The following is a 24083-nucleotide window of genomic DNA, read 5'->3' as shown; positions in this document are numbered from 1 at the left end:
CTAAAGAGATTTGTATTTTTAAAGCTGCAACTGGCAAACCGGAGCAGCTTTTTTACTCTATTATTAAACGATAGCCAATAGCTCTGATATTTATAATACTTATTCGGGGATCCCCTGAAAGATTTCTTCGAAGCTTTGATATAAAAACATCAAGGCTTCTTCCAGTGAAAAAATTATCATCTCCCCATAATTCCAGTAACGTTTCTTTTCTGGGAAGAAAATGATCTTTATGGGTAGCTAAACGGTAAAGAATCTCTCCTGACCTTGGAGAAAGTGATACAGAACACTCGTTGTGAATCAATTTATAACTGGCATGATTATACTGGTAATTTCCAATAGCAATTATTTTTTTCTCATTTTGAATAGCGGCAGGTACCTTCAACAATCTGTTGATTCTCGCTATAAGTTCTTCAAGATTAAAAGGTTTACGGATATAATCATCTGCTCCAATGGAGAATCCATGCAGAACATCTTCTGTAAGAACACGGGCAGAAAGAAGAATAAAAGGAATGGAATTGCCCCTTTCTCTTATCTGTTTAAGGAAGGTATATCCGTCAAGTTTAGGCATCATAATATCAGCAACAATAAGATCAAATTCCTGATTGTTCATCGCCTCGAGCCCTTCGGTTCCGTTGTTTAACCATTTTACGGAAAATCCTTTTCTTGAAAGTAAATCGGCAGTGATTTCGCCTAAATCTGTATCGTCTTCTAAGTATAATATCTGAGGTTTATTCATAAGCTGGTATTCTAATTTCCATAACGGTACCTTTTGTTTTCTGGCTGAGTACTTTAATACTGCCATGCTGATTTTTCAGGGATTTTTTTACAAAACTTAATCCTAAACCAAAGCCTTTCACATCATGGGTATCATCATTAACAATTCTGAAATATGGGGTGAAAACTTCTTCCATATATTTTTCAGGAATGCCGATGCCATTATCTTTTATTCTGATGAGTATAATATGATTATGTCTTTCAGCAGTAATAATAATATGGGGAGCTTTCTCAGAATATTTCAGCGAATTGTCAATTAAGTTTGAAAATATTTGTTTCAGCTGGTTGAAATTTCCTTTCACAGTCATATTGCTGTCTATATCTTTAAAAGTAATTTCAGCATGTTTTTTTAAAATAATACCGGATAGATCGCTCTCCACTTCCTGTAATAAAAATACTAAATTTATGCGTTCTAAAATTAATTCTTCATTGTTATTATCAGCTCTTGTATACTGAAGAATGGTATCTACCAGCGAAGAAAGCTGAACTGTTGCTCTCTGGATGGTATTGGCATATTTTCTTACACTTTCTGGTTCTTCAGCAACATCATAATGTTCAAGTCCTTCGGCTGCAATCGTTATGGTAGAAATCGGAATTTTCAATTCATGGGTCATATTACGGGTGAAAACTTCCTTATTTTTTAATAATTTATGACTTAAATTAAGGTTTCTGAAAAGAAGCAAAATAGTAACAAGAAAGAGGAGAATGTAGAATATGGAAAAAATAATAATCTCTTTTATTTCATAAATGATAATCTCTGTCATATTTACAATATGGATACGATAGGTCGTATTATCTTGCAATAATGAGTTGATATGCTCAGTTGTGTTTTGGTTTGTAATTTTCTGATTAGCAGGATATGTTTTTTTTACTGTCTTATTCTCGGCATATAGGTGTATTTGAACCTCTCTTTTCAGAGACTTCTTAAGATTATATAGTAATGACTCATACAAAAGGCGGCTTATTTTTTTTTCATCATAAAGTATTCCTTTCTGCGGTTTTAATTGTTTGTTGACGATCTTTTTTGAGTCTGATTGAGAAAGATAAACTTCAAATTTTACATGTACTTTTACATTGGGATTTTTCTGTTTAATTAATTTATCATTTATATCATATTGATTCAGCATATTTTGAAGCAATATCTGAGTCGCTTCAGATTTGGTCTTGCTTAGAATTTCTTCTCTTTTATTTTGAAAATTGATCCAGATCCAATATCCCTGAAAAGCCAATACAACAATAATGGTTATAATGAACAACAGCTTTCCAAAATTGGTGAACAATTTTTTCATAAGATTATATAGTAATCGAAATTAACATATTATAGAATAAAAAAATGACTTGATAACACTATTTAACACTATATAACATTCTGATAACCTATATTATAATGCTTTTGGAGAATTTTCAGTAAAATCATTTTGAACAAAGCGAAGCAATTTCGTTAGAAGTTATAGAGGGGTTTGGAAAAACACAAAGATTTTATTTCTTATACAATTGTACTAATTGTATAAGGTAAAAATGTTGATGGATAAAGAAAAATTGAATTGTAAGAAAAATATTTTAAATTTATTAAAGTAAAACCAAAAGACAGTTCGTCATAGCAATATGGAGGTTGTCGAAGAAATAACAATGCCACAAGAGGAGAAAGCAAGTATCATCTCACAAACCGTTTCAAAGTACGGAGGAAAGCTGATGTCTTATATTCGTCCGAAAGTGAAAAACACAGAAGATGCGGAAGATATTCTGCAGGAAGTGTGGTTTCAGTTCAGCAGTCTGACCAATCTTTCTGAGATTGTGAATGTAGGCGGCTGGCTGTATAGGGTAACTGCAAATAAAATTACCGACCGTTACCGCAAAAAGAAAACTGAAAATCTTGAAGATTTCGTTTATGAAGATGAAGACGGAAGTTTCTCTATCAAAGATATTTTATTGCTGGACGAGAGTGCCGGGCCCGAAGTGAAAATGTTTCAGGATGAAATATGGAAGAAGCTTTTTGAGGCCCTGGACGAACTTCCCGAAAAGCAGAGACTGGTTTATGTTGAAAATGAACTGAACGATAAAACCCTCCAGCAGATTGCTGATGAACAGGGAGAAAATATAAAAACCATTATCAGTAGAAAAAATTATGCTGTGAAGCATTTGAGAAACAGGTTGAGAAAATTATACGAAGATTTAAATAGTTAGTAAAAAGAAAGTTATGAATCATAATAAACACAAAAAAGGCTGGATTTTTTTATTTCTATGTCCACCGTTGATTTTACTGGGAGTTACATGGATTGTCATGTCTCTTTGGAATTGTCTGCTTCCCGATATTTTGGGAGTGAAATCAATAACCTACTGGCAGGCAATGGGAATATTGATTTTAAGTAAAATTCTTTTCGGAGGTTTCCATTTTGGAAAAGGGATGAGAGATTTTAAGGAAAGAAAGATGAGAGAAAAAATGCAGCATCTGTCTCCCGAAGAAAGAGAAAAGTTTAAAGAAGTCTGGAGAGAAAAATGTGCAGGCGGATTCTTTAACAGGAACAATAGAACCAACGAATAATTTGAAAATTTCTAAGAAGTAGTAAAGTAAATTTAAAATTCATTCGTCTCTATAAAAAAACAAGAAGTAGTAAAATTTAAAATTTTGAAAAAATGAAAAATTCAGCATTAAAAGGAGCTCTTGGAGCATTAGCTGTTGTAGGAGTAGCATTGGCTGCTAAAAAAATAGCACAGAGAAAAAGATTTATGAAAGGTATTTTTAACGAATACGGAATTAAAGAAAAATCACCTTTCGGTCTTGCGGATAAGATCAGAGAAATGAATGATGAGCAGTATCAGGAACTGAAAGGAAAATTCAAAAAAGAATTTGCTTCAGGATTCTGCAGAAAGAATCATAGCAATACTGCAGAAGCATAAGCAGTAAAAAACTAAATTGAAATTGTTAATTCCGGCGCGGGAAGCAGAGCTTCCCGCGCCGGAATTTTTTTGTACAGACTACTGTCATTGCGAGCTAAGCGAAGCAATCTCAAATAATGGTGGCTTCGAGAGCCTAGCCATCAGCATTACAACCTTACGAAATAGGAACAATGTATCATAAATTTAAACGATTGGTTGTAGATTTTAGGTGGCTGAGGTTCTCGAAGCCACCGATGCTATAGCTGAAATACTGAGAAGCAGAATTTATCCTCAAAATAAGGCCATATTTTATCCCGCAGAATAATGATAAAAAAAATAAATCCTTATTTTTGTAAGGTTTAATGAAAGACTACTACTATTTTCTCGGGATTTCTCCGGATGCTTCAGAAGAAGACATCAAAAAAGCCTATAGAAAGCTGTCTTTAAAATATCATCCTGACAAGAATGATAATGACGATTTCTTTGCAGGACGTTTCCGTGAAATTCAGGAAGCTTATGAAATACTGAGTGATTCGGGAAAGAGACGTACTTATGATCAGAATTTAGAGAGTCATCAGAAAAGTTTCAGGTATAATATTCCGCCTTCTATTAAAACGTTTACGGCGAATAAAATCCATGCAAAAAAAGGGGAGGAGATCATAATCAACTGGCAGACGAACAATGCGGATGTGGTGAAAATACTTCCTTTCGGTCTGGAAAAACCTTTTGGTGAAAGGATCTTTAAGATTACGGAATTTAAGGACGGAAAATTCCAGCTATTGCTTCATGCAACGAATTCTTTGCTTCATAAAACCGCTGTGCAGGGAATTACTATTACCGAAGTCTTTGAGAACAATGGTGCTCAGTTTAAAAACAGTGTGGAGGAAATGTTTAAGCCTCAGCCGAGAACACGTATCAATAAGTCTGGTCAGCCAAAAATCATGATGCTGATCTGGGGGATTATTATTTTGGCCCTGGCACTGTATTTTTTATTCAGGAATTCCGGCTAGTTTAAGCCATCTTTTTTCTTCCCGGACATTTTTTGCATCTTTTCCCTTTCTTGAATTTCTTACAGCAGGATTTTTTTTCGCAGAACATGTCTTCATTATTGAAGGCGTAAGCTGGAGTTAAAGGCGGTACTTTAAATGGGATAATCATATTCATGTTGCAAATATATTAATTTAGAATAAATATAATTAATAAAATTTCATAAATCTTATCATCCCTGTTTATCAGTGGGTTCATAAGGTATTCATAACTGATTTTAGGATGGGAGCACAGTTTTTTTTGCCTCTAAATTTTACCTGAAAACAATAATCAGCCTAAGCGCAAAACTAAAATTTAGACTGAATACAATTAACAGATTTTGGTGAATAAATTTTACCAATCTGTTTTTTGACATTGTAATTTAACAAATCCTTATCGTAAGACTAAAAAAGTTAAGCTTTTAAATTTTATGTAATAAATAGCTTTTATTTCGTTTCTTATTAAACGGATCTGCAATTTTCCCTATCGTTTCGGCAATTTCGGACTCTTGTACAATCGTTTAAAAAATTGTAATTTTACGAATCTTTTTTACGAACAAAATCTAATAAATAAAAATGAATACAGAACAGTTTGTGAGCCGTCACATTTCCCTTAATGAAGCCGATAAACAGGCGATGTTGGAAAAATTGGGCGTTTCAAGTATTGAAGAACTAATTTCTCAGACCATTCCTTCTTCTATCCGTTTAGAGAAAGATCTTGAGATCTCGGCACCGCTTTCAGAATACGAAATGCTGAACCATTCGAAAGATTTGGCATCGAAGAATACTGATTATACGAGCTACATTGGTTTTGGATATCACAATACCCTTTTACCATCAGCTATTCAGAGAAATATCTTTGAAAACCCAAGCTGGTACACGGCGTATACTCCTTATCAGGCGGAAATTGCCCAGGGAAGACTGGAAGCACTTCTGAATTTCCAGACCGTAGTGTGTGATCTTACAGGCTTTGAGCTTGCGAATGCTTCTCTTCTTGATGAATCTACAGCAGCGGCTGAGGCCATGCATATGTTCTTTAACAACAGAACGAAAGAGCAGAAGAAAGCGAATGCAAACAAATTCTTTGTTTCCGATCTTGTTTTACCTCAAACCGTTTCTGTTTTAAAAACCAAAGCAGAAGGTTTAGCTATCGAAATCGTGGAGGGAGATCACAAAACTCACCAGTTTGACGAAACTTATTACGGTGTTTTATTACAGTATCCGGGTAAAAACGGAATCGTTCTGGATTACACAGAAGATATTGTAGAATATAAAAAATTAGACCTGCAGGTAGTTGTTGCCTGTGATCCGATGGCTTTGGTTAAACTAAAATCACCGGCTTCCATGGGGGCTGACTGTGCAGTTGGAACTACACAGAGATTCGGTATTCCATTGGGCTACGGAGGTCCTCACGCAGCATTTTTCTCCTGCAGAGAAGATTACAAAAGAGATATTCCGGGAAGAATCATCGGGGTTTCTCAGGATATGTACGGAAAACGTGCATTAAGAATGGCGCTTCAGACCAGAGAGCAGCACATTAAAAGAGAAAGAGCCACTTCCAATATCTGTACTGCACAGGTACTTCTTGCAGTAATGGCAGGAATGTATGCCGTTTATCACGGTCCTAAAGGTTTGAACTACATTGCTGATCAGATCCACTTTAAGGCAAACGCTTTGAAAAACGGTCTTAAAGCATTAGGATATCAGGTGGTTGAAGAACCGATCTTCGATACGGTGAAAATCACAATGAGTGAAGATGAAAAAGGAAGATTGTCAAGAATGATGCTTGACCATAAAATCAATCTGAATTATTTCACAGAAGGTGTTGTAAGCATTGCAATCAATGAAAGTACTACACTGGAGAAATTAAATGTTCTGATGGCTTCTTTCGCTCAGTTTAAAGATAAGCAGACTTTCAAGTTAGAAATCAAAGAAGGATACAGCATCCCTGAAGAGAATTTAAGAAAAGACGAGATTCTTACAGAAAGCGTATTCAACAAATACCATACTGAAACGGAATTGATGCGTTACATCAAACGTTTGGAAAGAAAAGATTTATCATTGACTCATTCAATGATCTCTCTTGGTTCCTGTACAATGAAACTGAACGCTGCTACTCAGATGTTGCCACTTTCGTGGGATAATTGGGGAGCTGTTCACCCATTTGTACCGGTAGACCAGGCCGGAGGTTACCAGGAAATGATCAAAGAACTTGAAAAAGATCTTGCTGAGATCACAGGTTTTGCAGGAACTTCTCTACAGCCTAATTCAGGAGCACAGGGAGAATATGCAGGATTAATGGTAATCAGAGAATATCACATTTCAAGAGGCGAAGGCCATAGAAATGTAGTACTGATCCCTCAGTCTGCACACGGAACCAACCCGGCTTCTGCAGCCATGGCAGGAATGAAAATTGTTGTCGTTAAAAACCTTGAAAACGGGGAAATCGATTTCGAAGATTTAAAAGCTAAAACAGAGCAGAATTCCGAGAACTTATCTTGTGTAATGATCACTTATCCGTCTACTTACGGATTCTTCGATGCCAATATTAAAGAAATTACGAGCCTGATCCACGAACACGGCGGTCAGGTATATATGGATGGTGCTAACATGAACGCTCAGGTAGGATTCACAAGTCCTGGAAACATTGGAGCAGACGTTTGTCACCTGAATTTACACAAAACTTTCGCAATTCCTCACGGTGGCGGAGGCCCTGGAGTAGGCCCAATCTGTGTGGCTAAGCACCTGGTTCCTTTCCTTCCTTCCAATGCAAATATAAAAATCGGTTCTAAGGATGCCATTGAAGGTATTTCTGCAGCACCTTACGGTTCAGGACTGATCTTAAATATTTCTTACTCTTATATCAAGATGTTGGGAACAGAAGGATTGAAAAAAGCAACAGGACATGCCATCATGAATGCGAATTACCTGAAAGAGGTATTGGCAGAACATTTCCCGATCTTATATTCAAACGAGAACGGAAGAGTGGCTCACGAATGTATCGTGGATTTCCGTCAATTCAAATCTTTAGGAATTGAAGTGGCTGATGTGGCGAAGAGACTAATGGATTATGGATTCCATGCACCAACCGTTTCTTTCCCTGTAGCAGGAACATTAATGATAGAGCCTACAGAGTCTGAAAGTAAGTCTGAAATTGACCGTTTTGCGGAGGCTTTAATCTCCATCAAAAAAGAAATTGATGAGATTGCTAACGGAGAAGCAGATCAGGTGAACAACGTTCTTAAAAATGCTCCTCACACAGAACAACTGGTAATCTCTGATTCATGGGATAAACCATACAGCAGAGAAAAGGCAGCTTATCCGCTGGACTGGGTAAGAGACCACAAATTCTTTGCTTCTGTTTCAAGAGTGGATGAAGCTTACGGAGACAGAAACTTAGTTTGTACTTGTGAGCCGATTGAAGCTTATATGTAATTAATCATTATAGTAAAGATAAAGCACCCGTTTGTAAATCAAACGGGTGCTTTTTAATTGTATCTATTTTATCATGCTATCTTCTTCGGGAGCTGTAAGCTACAAGAAGTGCTATAGCCATGGTACCAAAAGTTACCATTGAAACTGTTTTAATTGATACTTCACTATCGTTTACCTGTGATGTACTGTGATCTTTGTCACATGAAGACAAGAATATTACTGTCATGAACAGACAGCTCGAGAATAATTTTTTAATCATAAGTTGTATTTGTTTGGTTTTGAATATTTTATGATCAAAAAAGATACCAAGTAGCCTGCTTGAATAATAATTCTGTATGTGATAAATAGTAAATATGAGATGGTATGTGTCAATATAAAATGCGGGAAATACGGATCATTGTACTATTGGTCCTAGGTTGTAATTTTCAATGATTCAATCAATTCTCCGCTTAATTTAAAATGGTATTTCAAAATCAACGGGCTTCCGGGAAATGTGCCTGAAATCTCAGCTGACAAAACATTATCTCTTTCGTTGTAGTCTAAAGGTTTCATGACGGTTTTATATTCTTTGTTGGCGGCATCAATCCAGTTTTGTATTTCTACTTTTCCGTTGTGGGTTTTGCCTTCGTCAAATACAACAGCGGTATCGGTAAAACAATTAGCATAGGCATGGCTGTCATATTGGATTTGTACTTTTACTAATTTTGAAATGATGTTAGGTAAATTCATTTTATTTTGTTTTAGATTATCAATTATCAATTATCAATTATCAATTATCAATTATCAATTATCAATTATCAAATGGTTGGTATTGTTCCTCCGTCAATGATGTATTCGGTTCCTGTGAGATAATGGGCTCTTGGTGACACCAGGAATCCTACAAGCTCAGCTATTTCTTCTGGTTTTGCCGGTCTTCCGAAAGGAATTCCTCCCAGTGCATCCATTACACTTTGTGTAGCCTGTTCTACGGTGCTTTTATTGCTTTCAGCGATCCGTTCCATCATTCTTGTAGAAGCTGTGGTCATGATCCAGCCTGGTGAAACGGTTAAAACCCGCACTCCTTTTGGCGCAACTTCGTTGGATAAACTTTTGCTGTAATTCAGTAAGCCGGCCTTTGCAGCGGCATAGGGCAATGTACTGTCGTATAATGGTAATCTTGCCTGGATAGAGGCAATATGAATAATGACACCGGTTTTCCTTTCGATCATGTGTGGTAAAAAACCTCTGTCGAGGCGTACCGGAGATAAAAGATTGGTCTGCAGCGAGTGCAGCCAGTCCTCATCGGTCAAAACGGCGAAGCCGCCGCCTTTGGTCTCTGAGCCTCCAAGATTGTTGATTAAAATATCCAGTTTCCCGAATTTCTGTACAACTTCTTCCACCACTTTTTGAGTGCCCTGAGAGGTGCTGAGATCTGCAGAAATAAAATGCAGATCCGGGTTTTCCTCTTCGGGTGGATTTCTTGCAACGGTAATTACTTTGGCCCCTGCGCTCAATAATCTTTCTGCGATAGCTTTTCCTGTTCCTTTGGTGCCCCCTGTGACCAGGGCTGTTTTGTCTTTCAGTTCGTTGTTGAAATTAAATGGTCTGTTCATTTGTTAAATTCTTTGGTACAAATTTCAGAAGTAACTTCATTTCCGGCAATAAGGGAAAATCGAATTGCATAGGGATTAATTTTTCCCCTATTGTAAATTTTAGAACATTGGGTTAATTTTACAGTATGTATGAAAGAAAAATTCCTTTGAACTTAAATTGCGGCCTTGACCTGATCGGTGAGGTGCTCTACGGAAAATGGAAGATCCGTTTGCTGTGGTTTATTAATGAAGGTTATCAGCGCCCGAGTGAACTGCAGCGCAAAATTCCCGATGCTTCAAGACGGGTGCTGAATATTCAGCTGAAAGAGCTGGAAGAACACGAACTGGTTTCAAAAACTATTTATGCCCAGCTTCCGCCCAAAGTAGAATATTATCTTACAGATTTCGGAAAGACATTGATCCCTGTTATTTCTGCATTGGGGAATTGGGGAGATCAGAACGAAGAGCGGTTGCGAAAGGTTATTTTGAAGAAATAAAAAACTGGAATAGTGAGTTTTCACATTATTCGCCACGGACTTGAACTAAAGTTGATAAATCTATGTTAGATTAATATTTTCTTCATTGATTTCTGTCCGCTTTTCACATGCTTTCCTTACTCTGTAGGGGTATCTTCTTTCATGGCTGTATTATTTTTTCGGCTTCCAGTTTATTGATTAAGGCAGATTTTATCGAGGTTAAAGTGTGGTCTTTTGCTTCAGCAAAAGAAATCCCATATTTATGCTCCATATTCCTTTTTGTCTTATTCTAAATATTTTCGTCTTCCCAAATAACCGAATTTATTTTCCAGCCATTGGCAGTTTTAATGTACTGAAAAAATTTAGTACCGTTTCCTTCAAAATAATTACCATTAAGGTATCCACGCTTTTGGTACTTAGAAGAGCGTTGGGCAATATTATTAACTATTTTTGTTTCCTCTTCCACTTCATATTCTTCAAATTCTGTAAGCGTTCCGTCTGTTAAAATTCTTTTTCTTGGAGTAATAAAACTGTCAAGGTTATAAATTTCTTCATTGCCTTTATCCTTTTTGATGATGATCGTTTCACTTAAACAAATATCATTAATACTTTCGAAGCCCGGTTTTTTCCCATTCGTATTGGAAAACAAATTAAAAAATGATTTAGTTAGTTGATTGAGCAAAAATTGATCATCCATTTGTATGTATTCTAATATTTTAAAATTAATAAATTTTCAAATTCAAAATAGGTTTTGCTTCAATACTTACTAAATGGTAAAGAAAAAATCCGTTTCTGGGAAAACGGATGTATATAATTTAGCGATTAATGTATTTATATCAATTCTCAACTATTTTTGCTTCCAGTTTCTTTATTATAGCATTCTTCACCACCGTAAACGCATAATCTTTCGCTTCTGCAAAAGAAATTCCGTATTTACGTTCAATATTCCTCAGGTCTTCCGGAAATTTAGACAATAGGCTGTCATAAAATTGATCCAGGAATTCCCGGGAAGGCATTTCATAATTAATTTTTAATTGAAAACGTCTGATCAAAGCAGTATCGATAATCTCTGCATGATTGGTAGCACACATCAGAAGTGCGTTCTCGGGATAATAATCAATAAGCTGGATCAGGGTATTCACCAGTCTTCTCATTTCGCCCACATCCTTGTCGTCGCTGCCTCTTGCTTTACCAATCTGGTCCAGCTCATCCAGGAACAGAACAGATCTTTCCCTTGCGGCTTTGTCGAAGATCATTTTGATATTTTGTGAAGTCTCTCCAATACGCGAAGAAACAATATTACTGAGATTAAGGATCAGGATATTTTTACCTAATGCATTGGCTACAGCTTTGGCGGTCATTGTTTTTCCACATCCGGAATTTCCCTGAAGTAAGATTTTATTATTGACCGGAAGTCCATATTCCTGCAGTTCCTTCACGTAAGTATGCTCTTTGATAAGTTGTACCAGCTGATCCCTGTTATGGCTGTCGAGAAATACATCGTTAAGGTTTACTTCCTCCTTATCCTGAATGATGAGATTATACAGATTCATGTTAAAACTAAAAAGTGATTCTTATCTGTACAAAGATAAGGCTTTATTGAATGAAGTTTTGGATTAACCATAAACCGTTTAAATATATTCAATAAGAACGGGCTCAAAACTTTAATTCGCCAGCAATTAACAAGAAAAGCCGAACTGTTGTTCGGCTTGACTATTGGGATATATAAAATTTGCTATGAAATTCAGCTAAGAAGTTATGTTTTCCGGCTCTTTTACTCCAATGAGTAAAAGAGCGTAATCTGACATTTTCAGATTAAAAACATAAACAATACAATTAATATAGATGTTCTATAGGCTTTCCTTTAAATAGAACTTAGTTTCTTTGCTCTCTTTTTACTGTTGCAAAATAAGAAGCGAATACTACTACACATGTTGCGATACCGATGTAAGTTACCATTTTTTGTTTTATTTAATTATTTGACTTTATTTTATCAATTTTCTAATTGCAATATTACTGTTTTCAAATCGCATGCCAAAGCAAATAATTATGATGTATATCAGTGTGTTATGTTCTTAAATTGTTAATTTTTACCATCTGTTTGTTTATAAAAAATTAATGTGTTTTTATGAAATTATTAATATCTTTATTGTCTTATCTGTAAAATTTTAAAAAGTTGATAACTGTTTTAATGCTTCTATATTGGAGTTGATAAAACAAAAAATTAAAAATGCTATGCATAATATCTGCTTTTGGCTTCGTAACTGAACGTCAGATTTTGGAAAATGAAAGAATTATTATGTTAAGAAAACTTATTTTTCGAAGCCTTATTTTATCTTTAATTTTTTTTAACCTGGCCGGTTTTGTGACATGAATTTGAAAATTTTGTCACATAGAATAGAAATACTGACACATTGGAAACATATACTGTCACACAATTTCTAACGAGGCAGTTTTTTTCTTTTTATAAATATTTTACTTTGAATATTTTCCCTGAATAGGGATATTTAGGTGGTTATTTTGCAGGATTTATATTTCTTATTCGTATACTCAGTTAGAAATTCGGAAACGATAAGAATTCAATGTTTAACTCCAAATAAAAAATGAAAAACAGTGCTGATTTAGCAGTCTGTTTTCTGACGGAAGAACAGCTTTTCATTATTTTTGCAGAAAATAAGCTTTATGGGACGCAGTTATGTATTTCTTGCCTTAGCTATCATATTCGAGATTATAGCGACTACTTTTCTTAAGAAATCTGAAGAATTTTCAAAGCTTTGGCCGTCTGTGGTTACTGTGATAGGATATGCTTCCGCTTTTTATTTCCTGAGTCTTACGCTGCGCCATATCCCTGTAGGAATAACCTATGCCATATGGTCCGGAGTAGGTATTGTCTTTATAACCATGATTGGGATCATTGCCTTTAAACAGGTTCCTGACCTTCCGGCCATCATAGGAATTCTATTGATTGTTATCGGGGTAATTGTTATTAATGTGTTTTCAAAGATGGGAACCCATTGATAACACACATCATTTTTATATTTCATGAACCTATTTTAAAACCTGGATAGTGGATTGGAAAAAACTAAACAGGAATATCCTGTCATAAAATATCTCAATACTGTTCTCGGTAATAAAATCCTTGTGGCGGAATGTATTGGAAACAATATCTTCTTCCACAAAAACAAACCAGACTTCCTTAAGCTGTTTCTGCCTTTTAAATTCTTCAAAAATATTCCAGTCGTATGGGGTTGAATGCTTAAGGTTATAGAATAAAATTCCTTTTTTAACACCATTTTCTTCCACAATATTGATAGGATGCTGGATGTAATTCAAAATACTGATCTGAGACTGATAACATTCCACGAAATGGTGAAGGTCGATCATCTGTATCACCTTTTCTTCCTGCTGGGATTCTGTCATATAAAAACATTCTGTGGTTATTTCTTGTGTAAGTTCCTGAAAAACGGCTAATTCCATAAGCATTAAAAATTCAGGGCAAAGAAATACATAATTCCATGACATGAAATTTTTTTTATACGAAACCGCTCTTATTTTATACAAAATCCAACCCGGTTAAAATTGGTATAAAAAATGGCAGGGTTTGTATAATAGTATAAAGATTTCCTGTGTTATTCTCTATTTTTGCTTTTAATTAAGACCAACGGAATACTATGAAATACGGACCGTCAAGATTTAAGGAAACACTTGTCATGGATTTTCTGGTTGAAGACCGGTTCAGAGTCCGCAGGCACCTGTTATTCCTGGTTTTCTTTTTTTTTCTGATGTACAGCGCCAGATTCTGGCATTGGTATTCCGGGCTTTACCAGTACTATGTTTTGTTTTTTGTATATGCTGTCCTGATTACGATGGTATACATCAATATATATGTGCTGGTGCCAAAGTTCTTCTTTAAAACAAGGTATATCACCTACCTCATTCTGCTGGTCATTATGGGAGTTGCCGGGCTCAATATGATAAGCTACGGCTTTAAATTTTTCTTCGGTGATTTCAGGGTAGAGAATATTAAGAAGGAAAGCGAAAAAGCAAACCTATATGAAGGGATATTGATGTGTATTCCGATTATTATGACGACAACTACCGTAAAGCTGCTACAAAAATGGATCACGGATAATAAAAGAATAACGGAACTCAATAATCTTACCTTACAAATGGAGCTGAATGAGCTTCGTAACCAGATCAATCCGCATTTTCTTTTCAATATGCTCAATAATGTGAAGGCTCTCACAAGAACGGATCCTGAAAAAGCATCGGCAGTTATTGTCAAGCTTTCGGAATTTTTAAGATATCAGCTGTATGAAAACGGAGAAGAGAAAACTCTGCTTATTTCAGAGATCGATTTTTTGTCCAATTTCCTTAACCTTGAAAAAATACGGAGAGAAAATTTTTCCTTTGATATCAATGCAGCAACAGAAAGCAGAATAATAAAAAGTACTTTTATCCCGCCTAATTTATTTACCACTTTTGTTGAAAATGCTGTAAAGCACAGCCTCGATATCAGCAATAAAATATGCTACGTGAAAATAGATATAAGCGTTGAAAACAAAATCCTTCATTTTACCTGTATCAATTCGATGAATCCGAGTCTTACCGTATCCAACGCCAACTACAGCGGACTGGGACTTGCCAATATTAAAAGAAGACTTGAGCTTCTCTATGGAAATACTTTCAGCCTTGAAATCACTTCCGGAGAAAAAGAATATACTGTCAATTTAAAAATTCCTGTATGAACTGTATTATAGTAGATGATGAGCCGTTGGCAAGAGCAGAAATGCGTTCACTGATCGATGAAACCTCAAAGGCCGAAATCCTGGGGGAATTTTCCAATGCTCCTTCAGCACTGGATTTCCTTAAAACCAACGAAGTAGATCTTATTTTTCTGGATATTGAAATGCCCATGGTAACCGGTTTGGAATTTGCCGAAATGCTGCCAAAAAAATCACTGATTATTTTTACCACAGCCTATTCCCAATATGCCTTAAAAAGCTATGAACTGGAAGCTGTAGACTACCTGCTGAAGCCGATAGATGCCAAAAGACTGGAAAAAGCCATAGAAAAAGCTATTCTTTATACGGAACTTTTGTCTAAAGACACAGTGAAAAATACGGTAGAATCTAATACGGCAGACTTTTTATTCATCAAAGCAGACCGGAGATTCTACAAGATTAGTTTTTCAGATATTAAATTTATAGAAGGACTGAAAGATTATGTGGTCATCCACACCCGGCAGCAAAAGCTTATTACAGCTATGAACCTCAAAACCATCCACCAGAAAATCTCCCGTGAAGCCTTTCTCCGTGTGAGCAAATCGTATGTGGTTAATCTTGATTTTATTGATTCATTTGACAATCACACTATTTATATTGATGAATTTGAAATTCCTATAGGTGAAGTGTACCGATCCGATTTTTTTACAAAATATGCCGGCGGAACTCTGAATTCGGAAGGGTAGACTATAGCTTTCTTCCCACAAAGCGGATTACAGAGCCTGTTCCATTGTGAAATAAACCTTCATTGAGCTCTATTTCCGTTTCTTCCAACTGTATAATCTCGTAATTGAGAAAATCAGCTTTGATCTCATCTGTTGAAAATAATGATCCGATATCTTTAGGACCGCCAACTTTCTCGTTTTTAGCAATGTAATCAAGGTGATTTTTGCTGAATGCCTCAAAAATAATAATTCCTCCTTTACGCAGGTACTGATCCAGCATCCGATGAATAGGAGACTTGATATCAGCGGGGAAATGTGCATAAATAAGAGCAATAACATCAAACTGTTCAGCCTGAAAATTCAAAGTCTGAAGCTCACCAACCTGATAATCAATGGCGACATTTTGATGATCAGCAAGCTGTAAAGCTTTATTTTTGCCTTCATTGCTGATATCAAAAGCGAAAACTTCCCATCCTTTTGTTGCTGCAAAAACAGCATTCCGGCCTTCGCCTTCTGCAGGAAACAGGATAGTACCGGGTTCTAATTTTTCTAACTGTTCCTTTAAATAATTATTGGGCTCTGTTCCGTAAGCGAATTCTTCATTGCTGTATCTGTCATTCCATCTATCCAGCCATGGGTTTTCTGTCATTTTTGTAAAATTATGGGTTGGTGGTTGCCATCATGCATCAAGCAGATGCTTTAAAGACCAAATATAAAACGATTCCAGCAATTTCTACGAATGGTGAAAGCATTCGCTAAAATAGATTTTGTAAATAAGAGATTTCTTTTTTTAGTAAAGCTTTTGATCGTTTTCACAGTAAAAACTTCGTCTTTTTCCTAAGCCGGTTTGTTTTTTGACAAGTTTTTGTCCACATTTAGGGCAGGTTGTTTTGGTATGGACCAGCCAGTGCTTCTTTAAAACAAATTCCCGTTTCCATTCCAGGAAATCAAAACTGTAGTTTCGGGCTTCGGCAATCAGCTCTTTCAGTTTTTTTGAGGGAAGTTTTCCAATCAGGCTTTCAGGCTGTACGCCTATTCTGAACAGGACTTCATTTTTGATAATATTTCCCACTCCGGAAAAGATATCCTGATCCATTAAGGCATCACAAGCCATCATCTGCGGTTTGGATTTCAGTTTTTTTTCTGCTTTTTGAGGACTCCAGGCATCGCTCATGATATCTGCTTCCCAGTCTATCGAGGATAAAAATTCAAGATCTGCCAATTTAACGGAGCAGGTGTAAAAATATATGCTTCCGGTTTTGAAATGAAGTGACAGGCGCAAGCTTTTATCGGGGTTTGTCTGCTCATCAACACTGTAGGATCCGAACATCAGCAGATGAATACGGATAGCTGTATTATCTAAGACAAGGTACGTCTGTTTTCCAAACGTCCGGATCTCACGAAGAGTTTGGCCAATCAGCGGTTCCTTTTCGAATTTGGCATTTCCTGAAGCTTCTGTCACTTGTTTCCCGACAAACGGCTGCAGGCTTTCTTTCATTAAAATTATGGATGGTCCTTCAGGCATGGCTTTACTTTTCAACAAAAGTTCAAATACTATTCCGTAAAAATAAAATTTGGAGTAATTTTGAAAAATGATGAATTTAAACCAGATTTTCACGAATCAGCGTACAGGAAACAATCCGCATACCAAAGCTTCAAGGACTGATTTTCAGAGAGATTTCGACAGGATTATCTTCTCTTCCGCATTCAGAAGGCTGCAGAATAAAACCCAGGTATTTCCTCTTCCCGGAAGTGTTTTCGTACACAACAGGCTGACCCACTCGCTGGAAGTTTCGTCTGTAGGGAGAAGTTTGGGAAGTATTATAGGCGAATTTATCTTCGATACCTATAAAAATGACCTTACGGAAGATTCTAAAAATTTTTATCTGCATAATCTGGGTAACGTAATTGCGGCAGCATGTCTGTGCCATGATGTAGGAAATCCGGCTTTTGGACATTCGGGAGAAGATGCGATTGCAAGTTATTTTGAAAGAAATGAAAAAGATCTGAAGCTTAAATTTAATGAAAAAGAGTGGGCAGATCTTGTGAATTTTGAAGGAAATGCCAATGCCATAAGAGTCCTGGCACAGCGCCAGCAGGGAAAAGATGATGGCGGAATTCAGCTTACCTTTTCCACGCTTGCCAGTATTGCCAAATATCCTTGTGAAGCAGTGGCCAAGAAAAAAGGAGTGATCCACAGAAAGAAATTCGGTTTTTTTCAGAACGAAAAAGATATTTTCCTGGAAATAGCAAAAAGCACCAATCTCATTCTTGAAAATGAGGAACCCTATATATTCAAAAGACATCCTTTTGTATGGCTTGTAGAGGCGGCAGACGATATTTGCTACAATATTATTGACATGGAAGATGCTCATAGATTGGGGATTGTATCCACTGCAGATTGTGAAAACCTGTTTTTTGAACTGATAAAATCTGAAAGCAATGATACCGAAAAGGTAAAAAATAAGTTGGCTTCCATTTCTAATGAAAATGAAAAGATTTCCTATCTGAGAGCAAAAGCAATCAATGCCCTGATCAATAAATCCCTTGAAATTTACAAACAGAATTTTGAAGCTATTCTTCAGGGTGATCTGAATAATGGGCTTCTGGATATTTATAAGTCTGAGAACCGTGCTCTGCAGGACATTGAATCATTCTCTATTGAAAAGATTTACAATCATAAAGCCGTGGTGGAGATCGAAAATGCAGGTTATAATGTAATGTATGAGCTTCTTGACCATTTTATTCCATCGATCCTGAAACCTGAAGATGAAAGGAAATCTTATGATAAAAAAGCTCTGAAGCTGCTTCCAAGGCAATTCGTTTATGAAGAAGGGACCGATTACCAGAAAGTGCTTGGTGTTATAGACTTTGTTTCAGGAATGACTGATAATTTTGCAACTGATCTTTACAGGAAAATAAAAGGAATTGATATTGGAATGACTGTTTAATCTGAATTAAAAATAAAATAAAAACTCCCGGAAATCCCGGGAGTTTTTTTGTTTTTATTTCTTGGTTTTAGAAACCTCTTTTATCAGTGTATATTTTATAGAAGATCCGTCAGCGGGCGGATTGGCAATCTTTTCTGTTTTTACTTTTAAAACATATTCATATCCCGGTTCATAGGTAAATCCGTCGATATTTGTATAGAAATTCGTCCAGTTTTCCGAAGCCTTTTCTTTTACCTGCAGGCATTTCATGGGAGCTACTCCTGTACAGTCTGCAGTTTCCGGTCCTACGATGAGTGTTTTTTCATCAGCTCCGGCAGTATTAGCCATTGTAGTACATTGTGTCATTGCGAATAGGGCTACTGCAGGAACAGCGCTTTTTAAAATGGTTGCGATAATTTTCATAAACTTATTTTATATTTTGGGACCAATTACTGTGCCGAAGTTTTTGACGCACTTCTTCTATTGCTTTTTATTTTTTTATTTTTTAATTTGAGCACTTCTAAAAATTTAATCAAGCAATACTTACCAAAATATAATATGAATAATCCAATTCAAATTGAAAATTACAAAATTCAGAAACCTGAAGCATGGGCCGGAAATATAGAAGATCATGAGCTGATTGATAGAATAAAAGACTCTGAATTTTCCAGGAAACAGATTGATGAAGGAAGAGACTACTGTTATTTTCTCGATAAAAAGTATTATACAAGCAATACTGAAAACAGCGAATATGTCTGTATGGCCTATACGCTAAATGAGCCGGGAAATCTGGAACGGGCTTCTGTTTCGGAGGTCATTGTAGAAGAAAATGAAGTTTACAGTATTCATAGGATCAGTGTTTTGAGAGACGGTGTTCTGATCGATAAGATTCCGGACACCAAAATAAAAGTGCTGGACAGCGAGAACCAGAGCAGCGGCGGAATTTTAAGCAGTAATAAAAAGATTAATATTACCATTAAGGATCTGAGGCTTTATGATGTCCTGATTCTGGAAGATTCGCGGTTGAAGACATTTACAGAACGTGATTTCCTGCGAAAGGAATTTTCAAAATATGTATGGGTAAGCCCGGATAATTACTGGGCATACGGGAGCTTTAAGTTTACTTTTATCAATGACCGGGAACAGGATATTGCTTATAAAAAAACTTTTTTCAGAGACGGGCAGGGTAATGTTTTGGAACCGGAAATCAATCATTTAAAAAAAGGAGAGGAGTTCGTTATAGAAGAGGTCAATTACATCAATCATGTAGATGCGAGCCGTGAGATATTTCCTTTTATAGATTTTGCAACCGAAAATAGCTGGAAGGATCTGTCCAACTATATTGCTCCCATGTATGAAGAAATCTTCAGTAAATATTCCCTGAAAGATTTTGCTCCTCACCTTGCTGAAAAGCTGGATGCAGTTGCCGGCTTGGATGAAAAGCTACAGTTTGCCATAGAATATGTTCAGAATCATATCTATTATATTTTCAATGCTGATGAAATGAACGGGCACAAACCGCAGGAGCCTTCTGTCACTTATGAGAACAAGCAGGGCGACTGCAAGGCCAAATGTGTTTTACTGAAAGTTATTTTAGATTATATAGGAGTTGATTCCTCTGTAGTGCTTGTTAATTTTAATACGGATTATTATATCAAATATTATCTGCCATCACTTTTGAGCTTTAATCATGTAATCGTAAAAATAGATTATAAAGGCCAGGAATATTTTGTAGATACTACGGTCCGGGATGAGTTCGGGCTGATAGAAAACCGCGGATTTATTTACTTTATGCATTATCTGGGAGTGAAACCTGATCAGGTATTGCAGGAAAGAAAATCATACAAATTTCCATATTACTGCATTGATGAAAAAGTAGAGTTTAATGTCCAGAATACGACAGGCCGGTTGAAATTGTCCACAACGTATAAAGGAAACCGCGCCAATGCGATGAGAAGGTATTTTAAGACTACCAACAAAAGGGAAATTGTAGACAGTTGGAACAATTTTCTGTTTTATGGGCTTAATTACTCCGGTGACAGAAACGGAACGGATATCAGAAATATTTTTAAAGATGCCACCATTGATATTGTAAGCGATGATAAAAAACTGAATGAATTCAGGATCCAGTATACGGCTACAGTAGAAAATCCATATTATGTAGATCCCCAGAAAAACCGTTTCTTAATGTATTTTGACCGGAATGTTATTAAGGCAAGTGCAAGGGATTTTATGCATAAAGATCTTCCTTTCTGGCATAATTTCGACAGTGAAAAATATGAAATCAACCTATACACGGATCAAAAAATTGATACTCAGGAAAAATATACCGTTCAGGAAAGTACTATAAACAATCCGTATTTCGATTACAAAAGCCGCAAAAAAATCACTAAAAACGGAGCTACGGTTTTTATAGAATATAATCCTCTCGTCAATCTGGAAATCCCGCAGGATCATTTTGAAAAATTCCGGGAAGATCATCATACAATAGCAGATAGTAATTTTGGATTAGGGATTGATATCATTGAACCAGGCTTAATGAATATGATAAAGTTTAACTTTAAAAAGAGGTTTAAATAATTTTGATAATCAGCATTTTGCGAAATATATATTGAATTTACTTTAACTAATTTTTAAAAATTTTATTTTTGTTTTTGGCGGCCCCCGGCCGCCAAAAACAAAAATCTTCTCACAGATACCGTCAAATAAAAAGAGTATAGTTGCATCAATAATGAATAAAATATATACAGGAATCCTGCTGTTGGCAGTCGGTTCCTTTCTCAATGCTCAACAATTAAAGAAAGAGAATATTACAGGATTCTGGAAACTGAAGGAATCCGGCTTTTATGAAAATAAGAAAAAAGTAGTGAAGGATTTTGACAACTGTCGTTTAATGAGAAACTATTCCATAAGGGATGATGGTTTTGCCATCTATAATTATGTGGAAGGAAGCTCCGGAAACTGTACGCCTTCTGAACCCAGGCTTTCGTTCTGGAGGATAGTAGATGACAGGATTCAGTTCTATGTTGAAGGTCAGATTCTTGAAGAAGTGAACGTTGCATTTAATAAAGACAAAACCGTTACATTTTCCACCTACAGGCCGGAACATACCAAGGTGGATGGAGATGCTTTAGCAGAGAAAATAATAAATACCGTTCATTACGATATTCTGGAAAAAAAGTATTGATTCACTGTGAGAAATATCTGATTTTTTTTAAAGCTTAGGTGCATTTGTAACCTAAGCATTAAATTTAGAAATCCAAGTGGTAAAAGCTTTTGTGACTTTCGTGGTTAAAGTAAATATGCTTACATACTTTCAGAATCTCCTGTTTCCTTTGGTGTCGGAGCTATTCCTCTGAATTTCTGTTTACCGGTCAGTAGTTCAAAGAACAGTCTGAAGTCTGAGATTAATGACCAGAGAGGGTATTTAAAAGTCGCAGGTTTGTTTTTTTCGATGATGGCATGGCTGAACCAGGCAAAACCGTATCCGAAGATCGGAATGTACCATAGAAAACGTTCTTTTCCGGAACTGATTACATACCAGATCACCACAAATACCAAAAGGGTTCCGATGAAGTGAAAGATTCTTGTTCCTGTTTTACTGTGTTCGGTAAGATAGAACTGATAGAATTCTCTGTAAGTTTTAATTCTTTCTGACATGGTAATATTAGTTAATAGTTCTGTTGTAAGATATGCAATAATTCTGCCGATTTGATGAAAGCAGGGAAAAGGAAAAGGAGAAAAAAGAAAAAAGGCAAAGTCGCTGATTTGTGACTTTGCCTTTTATGTATTGATGTAGATATTCTTACGCTGTTTCTTTTCTGAGCTTGCTGTTTCTATAGCCGTAGCAGAAATAAATTATTAGTCCTAAAGCGAACCAAAGCCCGAACCAGAACCAGTTCTCGTGGCTCATTCCTGTAAGAAGGTATAAGCATGAACTTAGCCCGATTAAAGGAATCAAAGAGAAGTTTTTAATAAAAGCAAAAATGCACAAAACCAGATTAATCAGGATGAATACGAAAATAGAAGCTCTGAATTCACCTTCTTTGGGATCTTTCCAGTCCATTAGATTGGTAAAAAACTCCGGCTGCCAGAAATAGAAACCGATCAGTCCTCCAATAAAAATTACAGGAAAAATAATTTTACCGTTAATATAAGGAAGGTGGAATCTGCCTTTAATCTTCTCTTTTGCAGGAAGCATTAATACACCTGCACAAACCAGTACAAAAGCGAAGATCGTTCCGATACTTGTAAAATCCAGAATGAACGTTTTATCTGTAAACAGGATAGGAACTCCTACTGCAATACCTGTAATAATGGTAGCAAACGAAGGAGTTTTGTATTTAGGATGTACCGTCTTGAATTTTTCAGGCATTAACCCGTCACGGCTCATTGCATACCAGATTCTTGGCTGTCCCATCTGGAATACCAATAATACAGTAGTAATAGCAACAATAGCTACGAAGGAAACCACAAGTTCCATCCAGGCTACATTGGCATTCGATTTTTCAAATATAAATGAAAGCGGGTCACCTATGCCGTCAAACTTCCTGTAATCTACCATTCCTGTTAAAACCAGGGTTAAAGCGATATAAATTACAGTACAAAGCACAAGAGAGATGATCATTCCTTTCGGAAGTGTTTTCTGAGGGTCTTTGGTTTCTTCAGAAAGTACACTTAATGCATCAAACCCGATATAAGCAAAGAAAACCCCTGAAACAGCACTCATTACTCCTGCAAAACCATTGGGCATGAATGATGCGACCTTTGTTTCCGGATTTATGGGTGTCCAGTTCTCTGTATTGATGTAAGAAAAGCCTACTAAAATTACTAAAACAATGACTGCTAATTTTAAGATAACCAAAGAATTATTAAAATTCTTACTTTCCTTTACCCCTACATAACAAAGCCATGTAATAAGGCCGTTGATCACCAATGCGGGAAGGTCAAGGATGAATTTCAGGTTGCCGATCAGGGGTGCTGTATTCCATGCACTTAACAGTTCTTTGTTTTCGGAACCGTATTGAACGGCTTTTCTTGCTTCCGTATAGCTGCAGGTAAGATAATCAGGGATATGCATTCCCAGACGTCCTAAGAAGCTGGTAAAGTAATCTGACCAGGAAAAGGCTACGTAAATATTCCCGAATGAATATTCCATGATCAGCGCCCATCCGATAACCCAGGCAATCAGTTCCCCGAAACTGGCGTAGGCATAAGTGTATGCAGAACCTGCCGTAGGAATCCTGCTGGCAAATTCAGCATAGCATAACGCTGTAAAACCGCAGGCAAAACCACAAATTAAATACAATAGAATAACTCCGGGGCCACCCCTGAAAACCGCTTCACCTAAGCTGCTGAAACTTCCTGCTCCAATAATGGCCGCAATACCAAAAAAAACAATATCCCAAACACCCAGAACCCTTAGTAGGCTGGTAGATGTATCTGTTTCTGAATAGTTTTTCCTTCTGAAAAGTTGATTCATTCAATATTTATTTGAGTTTGAAAAAAAGCAAATGTAATGATTTTTTATTTTGATGTTATCCGTC

24 protein-coding genes are annotated in these 24083 nt (G+C 36.3%); 12 read left to right on the top strand and 12 right to left on the bottom strand.

Going from position 1 to position 24083, the window contains the following annotated elements:
* Positions 1-52: 52 nt before the first annotated feature.
* On the bottom strand, positions 53-736 hold the full coding sequence (locus ACM40_RS05160; RefSeq protein WP_165579278.1) for a response regulator transcription factor: 684 nt from the start codon (positions 734-736) through the stop codon (positions 53-55).
* Positions 729-2063 (bottom strand): sensor histidine kinase, encoded by a 1335-nt coding sequence (locus ACM40_RS05155; protein ID WP_048501783.1) that lies wholly within the window; start codon positions 2061-2063, stop codon positions 729-731. Before ACM40_RS05155 ends, ACM40_RS05160 begins: the two co-directional genes overlap by 8 nt.
* A 316-nt stretch (positions 2064-2379) precedes the next feature.
* Between ACM40_RS05155 and ACM40_RS05150 the strand changes: the two genes are divergently transcribed.
* The 5 genes from ACM40_RS05150 to gcvP all read left to right on the top strand — a co-directional run bounded on the left by ACM40_RS05150 (position 2380) and on the right by gcvP (position 8111).
* Entirely contained in the window at positions 2380-2958 is a 579-nt protein-coding gene (locus tag ACM40_RS05150; protein ID WP_040994467.1) for an RNA polymerase sigma factor, read from the top strand.
* 13 nt (positions 2959-2971) lie between these two features.
* The gene (locus ACM40_RS05145; RefSeq protein WP_048501782.1) at positions 2972-3316 is read left to right on the top strand and encodes a hypothetical protein; all 345 of its coding nucleotides are present in this window, start codon (positions 2972-2974) and stop codon (positions 3314-3316) included.
* 92 nt (positions 3317-3408) lie between these two features.
* On the top strand, positions 3409-3672 hold the full coding sequence (locus ACM40_RS05140) for a hypothetical protein (protein ID WP_048501781.1): 264 nt from the start codon (positions 3409-3411) through the stop codon (positions 3670-3672).
* Positions 3673-4013: 341 nt separating this feature from the next.
* Entirely contained in the window at positions 4014-4661 is a 648-nt protein-coding gene (locus tag ACM40_RS05135; protein ID WP_048501780.1) for a J domain-containing protein, read from the top strand.
* A 591-nt stretch (positions 4662-5252) separates the two neighbouring features.
* Entirely contained in the window at positions 5253-8111 is a 2859-nt protein-coding gene (gene gcvP, locus ACM40_RS05130; RefSeq protein ID WP_048501779.1) for an aminomethyl-transferring glycine dehydrogenase, read from the top strand.
* Between the two features lie 411 nt (positions 8112-8522).
* On the opposite strand, the gene ACM40_RS05125 is transcribed toward gcvP, so the two are convergent.
* Together ACM40_RS05125 and ACM40_RS05120 are read right to left on the bottom strand one after the other, a co-directional pair.
* Positions 8523-8840, bottom strand: coding sequence for a hypothetical protein (locus tag ACM40_RS05125; protein WP_048501778.1), 318 nt, complete (start codon positions 8838-8840; stop codon positions 8523-8525).
* Positions 8841-8908: 68 nt separating this feature from the next.
* Positions 8909-9703 carry an SDR family oxidoreductase gene (locus ACM40_RS05120; protein WP_048501777.1) on the bottom strand — a complete coding sequence of 265 codons (795 nt, stop codon included), beginning with the start codon at positions 9701-9703 and terminating at the stop codon, positions 8909-8911.
* A gap of 125 nt (positions 9704-9828) precedes the next feature.
* Here ACM40_RS05120 and ACM40_RS05115 point away from each other — a divergent pair, with 125 nt between their 5' ends.
* On the top strand, positions 9829-10179 hold the full coding sequence (locus ACM40_RS05115) for a winged helix-turn-helix transcriptional regulator (protein WP_048501776.1): 351 nt from the start codon (positions 9829-9831) through the stop codon (positions 10177-10179).
* A 268-nt stretch (positions 10180-10447) separates the two neighbouring features.
* On the opposite strand, the gene ACM40_RS05110 is transcribed toward ACM40_RS05115, so the two are convergent.
* A complete protein-coding gene (locus ACM40_RS05110) occupies positions 10448-10855 on the bottom strand; it encodes a DUF4440 domain-containing protein (protein ID WP_131705330.1) in 408 nt (135 codons plus the stop codon).
* A 139-nt stretch (positions 10856-10994) separates the two neighbouring features.
* Entirely contained in the window at positions 10995-11711 is a 717-nt protein-coding gene (locus tag ACM40_RS05105; RefSeq protein ID WP_048501775.1) for an AAA family ATPase, read from the bottom strand.
* 1129 nt (positions 11712-12840) lie between these two features.
* On the opposite strand from ACM40_RS05105, the gene ACM40_RS05100 reads away from it, so the two are divergent.
* Complete coding sequence (locus tag ACM40_RS05100) at positions 12841-13176, top strand: DMT family transporter (RefSeq protein ID WP_048501774.1); 336 nt, start codon at positions 12841-12843, stop codon at positions 13174-13176.
* 30 nt (positions 13177-13206) lie between these two features.
* Here ACM40_RS05100 and ACM40_RS05095 read toward each other — a convergent pair whose 3' ends face one another.
* Positions 13207-13680 (bottom strand): hypothetical protein, encoded by a 474-nt coding sequence (locus tag ACM40_RS05095; protein ID WP_228376141.1) that lies wholly within the window; start codon positions 13678-13680, stop codon positions 13207-13209.
* 149 nt (positions 13681-13829) lie between these two features.
* Between ACM40_RS05095 and ACM40_RS05090 the strand changes: the two genes are divergently transcribed.
* Positions 13830-14906, top strand: a complete 1077-nt coding sequence (locus ACM40_RS05090) for a sensor histidine kinase (protein WP_048501773.1) — start codon at positions 13830-13832, stop codon at positions 14904-14906.
* Positions 14903-15628 carry a LytR/AlgR family response regulator transcription factor gene (locus ACM40_RS05085; RefSeq protein ID WP_048501772.1) on the top strand — a complete coding sequence of 242 codons (726 nt, stop codon included), beginning with the start codon at positions 14903-14905 and terminating at the stop codon, positions 15626-15628. Before ACM40_RS05090 ends, ACM40_RS05085 begins: the two co-directional genes overlap by 4 nt.
* Before the next feature lies 1 nt (position 15629).
* On the opposite strand, the gene ACM40_RS05080 is transcribed toward ACM40_RS05085, so the two are convergent.
* Together ACM40_RS05080 and ACM40_RS05075 are read right to left on the bottom strand one after the other, a co-directional pair.
* Positions 15630-16256 carry a class I SAM-dependent methyltransferase gene (locus ACM40_RS05080; protein WP_048501771.1) on the bottom strand — a complete coding sequence of 209 codons (627 nt, stop codon included), beginning with the start codon at positions 16254-16256 and terminating at the stop codon, positions 15630-15632.
* 141 nt (positions 16257-16397) lie between these two features.
* Positions 16398-17132: a DNA-formamidopyrimidine glycosylase family protein gene (locus ACM40_RS05075; RefSeq protein WP_048502827.1), complete on the bottom strand. Its 735-nt coding sequence runs from the start codon at positions 17130-17132 to the stop codon at positions 16398-16400.
* A gap of 70 nt (positions 17133-17202) precedes the next feature.
* On the opposite strand from ACM40_RS05075, the gene ACM40_RS05070 reads away from it, so the two are divergent.
* Positions 17203-18558 (top strand): deoxyguanosinetriphosphate triphosphohydrolase, encoded by a 1356-nt coding sequence (locus ACM40_RS05070; RefSeq protein ID WP_048501770.1) that lies wholly within the window; start codon positions 17203-17205, stop codon positions 18556-18558.
* Between the two features lie 54 nt (positions 18559-18612).
* Here the strand turns inward: ACM40_RS05070 and ACM40_RS05065 are convergent, their stop codons facing one another.
* On the bottom strand, positions 18613-18960 hold the full coding sequence (locus ACM40_RS05065; RefSeq protein ID WP_048501769.1) for a DUF4377 domain-containing protein: 348 nt from the start codon (positions 18958-18960) through the stop codon (positions 18613-18615).
* Positions 18961-19095: 135 nt separating this feature from the next.
* Between ACM40_RS05065 and ACM40_RS05060 the strand changes: the two genes are divergently transcribed.
* Together ACM40_RS05060 and ACM40_RS05055 are read left to right on the top strand one after the other, a co-directional pair.
* Positions 19096-21117, top strand: coding sequence for a hypothetical protein (locus tag ACM40_RS05060; RefSeq protein WP_048501768.1), 2022 nt, complete (start codon positions 19096-19098; stop codon positions 21115-21117).
* Between the two features lie 151 nt (positions 21118-21268).
* Complete coding sequence (locus ACM40_RS05055) at positions 21269-21724, top strand: lipocalin family protein (protein ID WP_053077093.1); 456 nt, start codon at positions 21269-21271, stop codon at positions 21722-21724.
* Positions 21725-21843: 119 nt separating this feature from the next.
* Here the strand turns inward: ACM40_RS05055 and ACM40_RS05050 are convergent, their stop codons facing one another.
* Both ACM40_RS05050 and ACM40_RS05045 read right to left on the bottom strand, forming a co-directional pair.
* Complete coding sequence (locus tag ACM40_RS05050; protein ID WP_048501767.1) at positions 21844-22197, bottom strand: DUF962 domain-containing protein; 354 nt, start codon at positions 22195-22197, stop codon at positions 21844-21846.
* A gap of 145 nt (positions 22198-22342) precedes the next feature.
* Complete coding sequence (locus ACM40_RS05045) at positions 22343-24019, bottom strand: APC family permease (RefSeq protein ID WP_048501766.1); 1677 nt, start codon at positions 24017-24019, stop codon at positions 22343-22345.
* Positions 24020-24083: the final 64 nt, after the last annotated feature.

The sequence above is a fragment of the Chryseobacterium sp. BLS98 genome (assembly GCF_001045445.1).
In the GTDB taxonomy this organism is placed as follows: Bacteria; Bacteroidota; Bacteroidia; order Flavobacteriales; family Weeksellaceae; genus Chryseobacterium.
This window is presented reverse-complemented; position numbering and strand designations above follow the sequence as displayed.

Coding starts and splice junctions, on each gene's coding strand:
- ACM40_RS05050 (WP_048501767.1), bottom strand. CDS start 22,197: ATGTCAGAAAGAATTAAAACTTACAGAGAATTCTATCAGTTCTATCTT.
- ACM40_RS05070 (WP_048501770.1), top strand. CDS start 17,203: ATGAATTTAAACCAGATTTTCACGAATCAGCGTACAGGAAACAATCCG.
- ACM40_RS05125 (WP_048501778.1), bottom strand. CDS start 8,840: ATGAATTTACCTAACATCATTTCAAAATTAGTAAAAGTACAAATCCAA.
- ACM40_RS05045 (WP_048501766.1), bottom strand. CDS start 24,019: ATGAATCAACTTTTCAGAAGGAAAAACTATTCAGAAACAGATACATCT.
- ACM40_RS05085 (WP_048501772.1), top strand. CDS start 14,903: ATGAACTGTATTATAGTAGATGATGAGCCGTTGGCAAGAGCAGAAATG.
- ACM40_RS05135 (WP_048501780.1), top strand. CDS start 4,014: ATGAAAGACTACTACTATTTTCTCGGGATTTCTCCGGATGCTTCAGAA.
- gcvP (WP_048501779.1), top strand. CDS start 5,253: ATGAATACAGAACAGTTTGTGAGCCGTCACATTTCCCTTAATGAAGCC.
- ACM40_RS05055 (WP_053077093.1), top strand. CDS start 21,269: ATGAATAAAATATATACAGGAATCCTGCTGTTGGCAGTCGGTTCCTTT.
- ACM40_RS05100 (WP_048501774.1), top strand. CDS start 12,841: ATGGGACGCAGTTATGTATTTCTTGCCTTAGCTATCATATTCGAGATT.
- ACM40_RS05155 (WP_048501783.1), bottom strand. CDS start 2,063: ATGAAAAAATTGTTCACCAATTTTGGAAAGCTGTTGTTCATTATAACC.
- ACM40_RS05140 (WP_048501781.1), top strand. CDS start 3,409: ATGAAAAATTCAGCATTAAAAGGAGCTCTTGGAGCATTAGCTGTTGTA.
- ACM40_RS05075 (WP_048502827.1), bottom strand. CDS start 17,132: ATGCCTGAAGGACCATCCATAATTTTAATGAAAGAAAGCCTGCAGCCG.
- ACM40_RS05115 (WP_048501776.1), top strand. CDS start 9,829: ATGTATGAAAGAAAAATTCCTTTGAACTTAAATTGCGGCCTTGACCTG.
- ACM40_RS05090 (WP_048501773.1), top strand. CDS start 13,830: ATGAAATACGGACCGTCAAGATTTAAGGAAACACTTGTCATGGATTTT.
- ACM40_RS05080 (WP_048501771.1), bottom strand. CDS start 16,256: ATGACAGAAAACCCATGGCTGGATAGATGGAATGACAGATACAGCAAT.
- ACM40_RS05095 (WP_228376141.1), bottom strand. CDS start 13,680: ATGTCATGGAATTATGTATTTCTTTGCCCTGAATTTTTAATGCTTATG.
- ACM40_RS05110 (WP_131705330.1), bottom strand. CDS start 10,855: ATGGATGATCAATTTTTGCTCAATCAACTAACTAAATCATTTTTTAAT.
- ACM40_RS05060 (WP_048501768.1), top strand. CDS start 19,096: ATGAATAATCCAATTCAAATTGAAAATTACAAAATTCAGAAACCTGAA.
- ACM40_RS05150 (WP_040994467.1), top strand. CDS start 2,380: ATGGAGGTTGTCGAAGAAATAACAATGCCACAAGAGGAGAAAGCAAGT.
- ACM40_RS05065 (WP_048501769.1), bottom strand. CDS start 18,960: ATGAAAATTATCGCAACCATTTTAAAAAGCGCTGTTCCTGCAGTAGCC.
- ACM40_RS05120 (WP_048501777.1), bottom strand. CDS start 9,703: ATGAACAGACCATTTAATTTCAACAACGAACTGAAAGACAAAACAGCC.
- ACM40_RS05145 (WP_048501782.1), top strand. CDS start 2,972: ATGAATCATAATAAACACAAAAAAGGCTGGATTTTTTTATTTCTATGT.
- ACM40_RS05105 (WP_048501775.1), bottom strand. CDS start 11,711: ATGAATCTGTATAATCTCATCATTCAGGATAAGGAGGAAGTAAACCTT.
- ACM40_RS05160 (WP_165579278.1), bottom strand. CDS start 736: ATGAATAAACCTCAGATATTATACTTAGAAGACGATACAGATTTAGGC.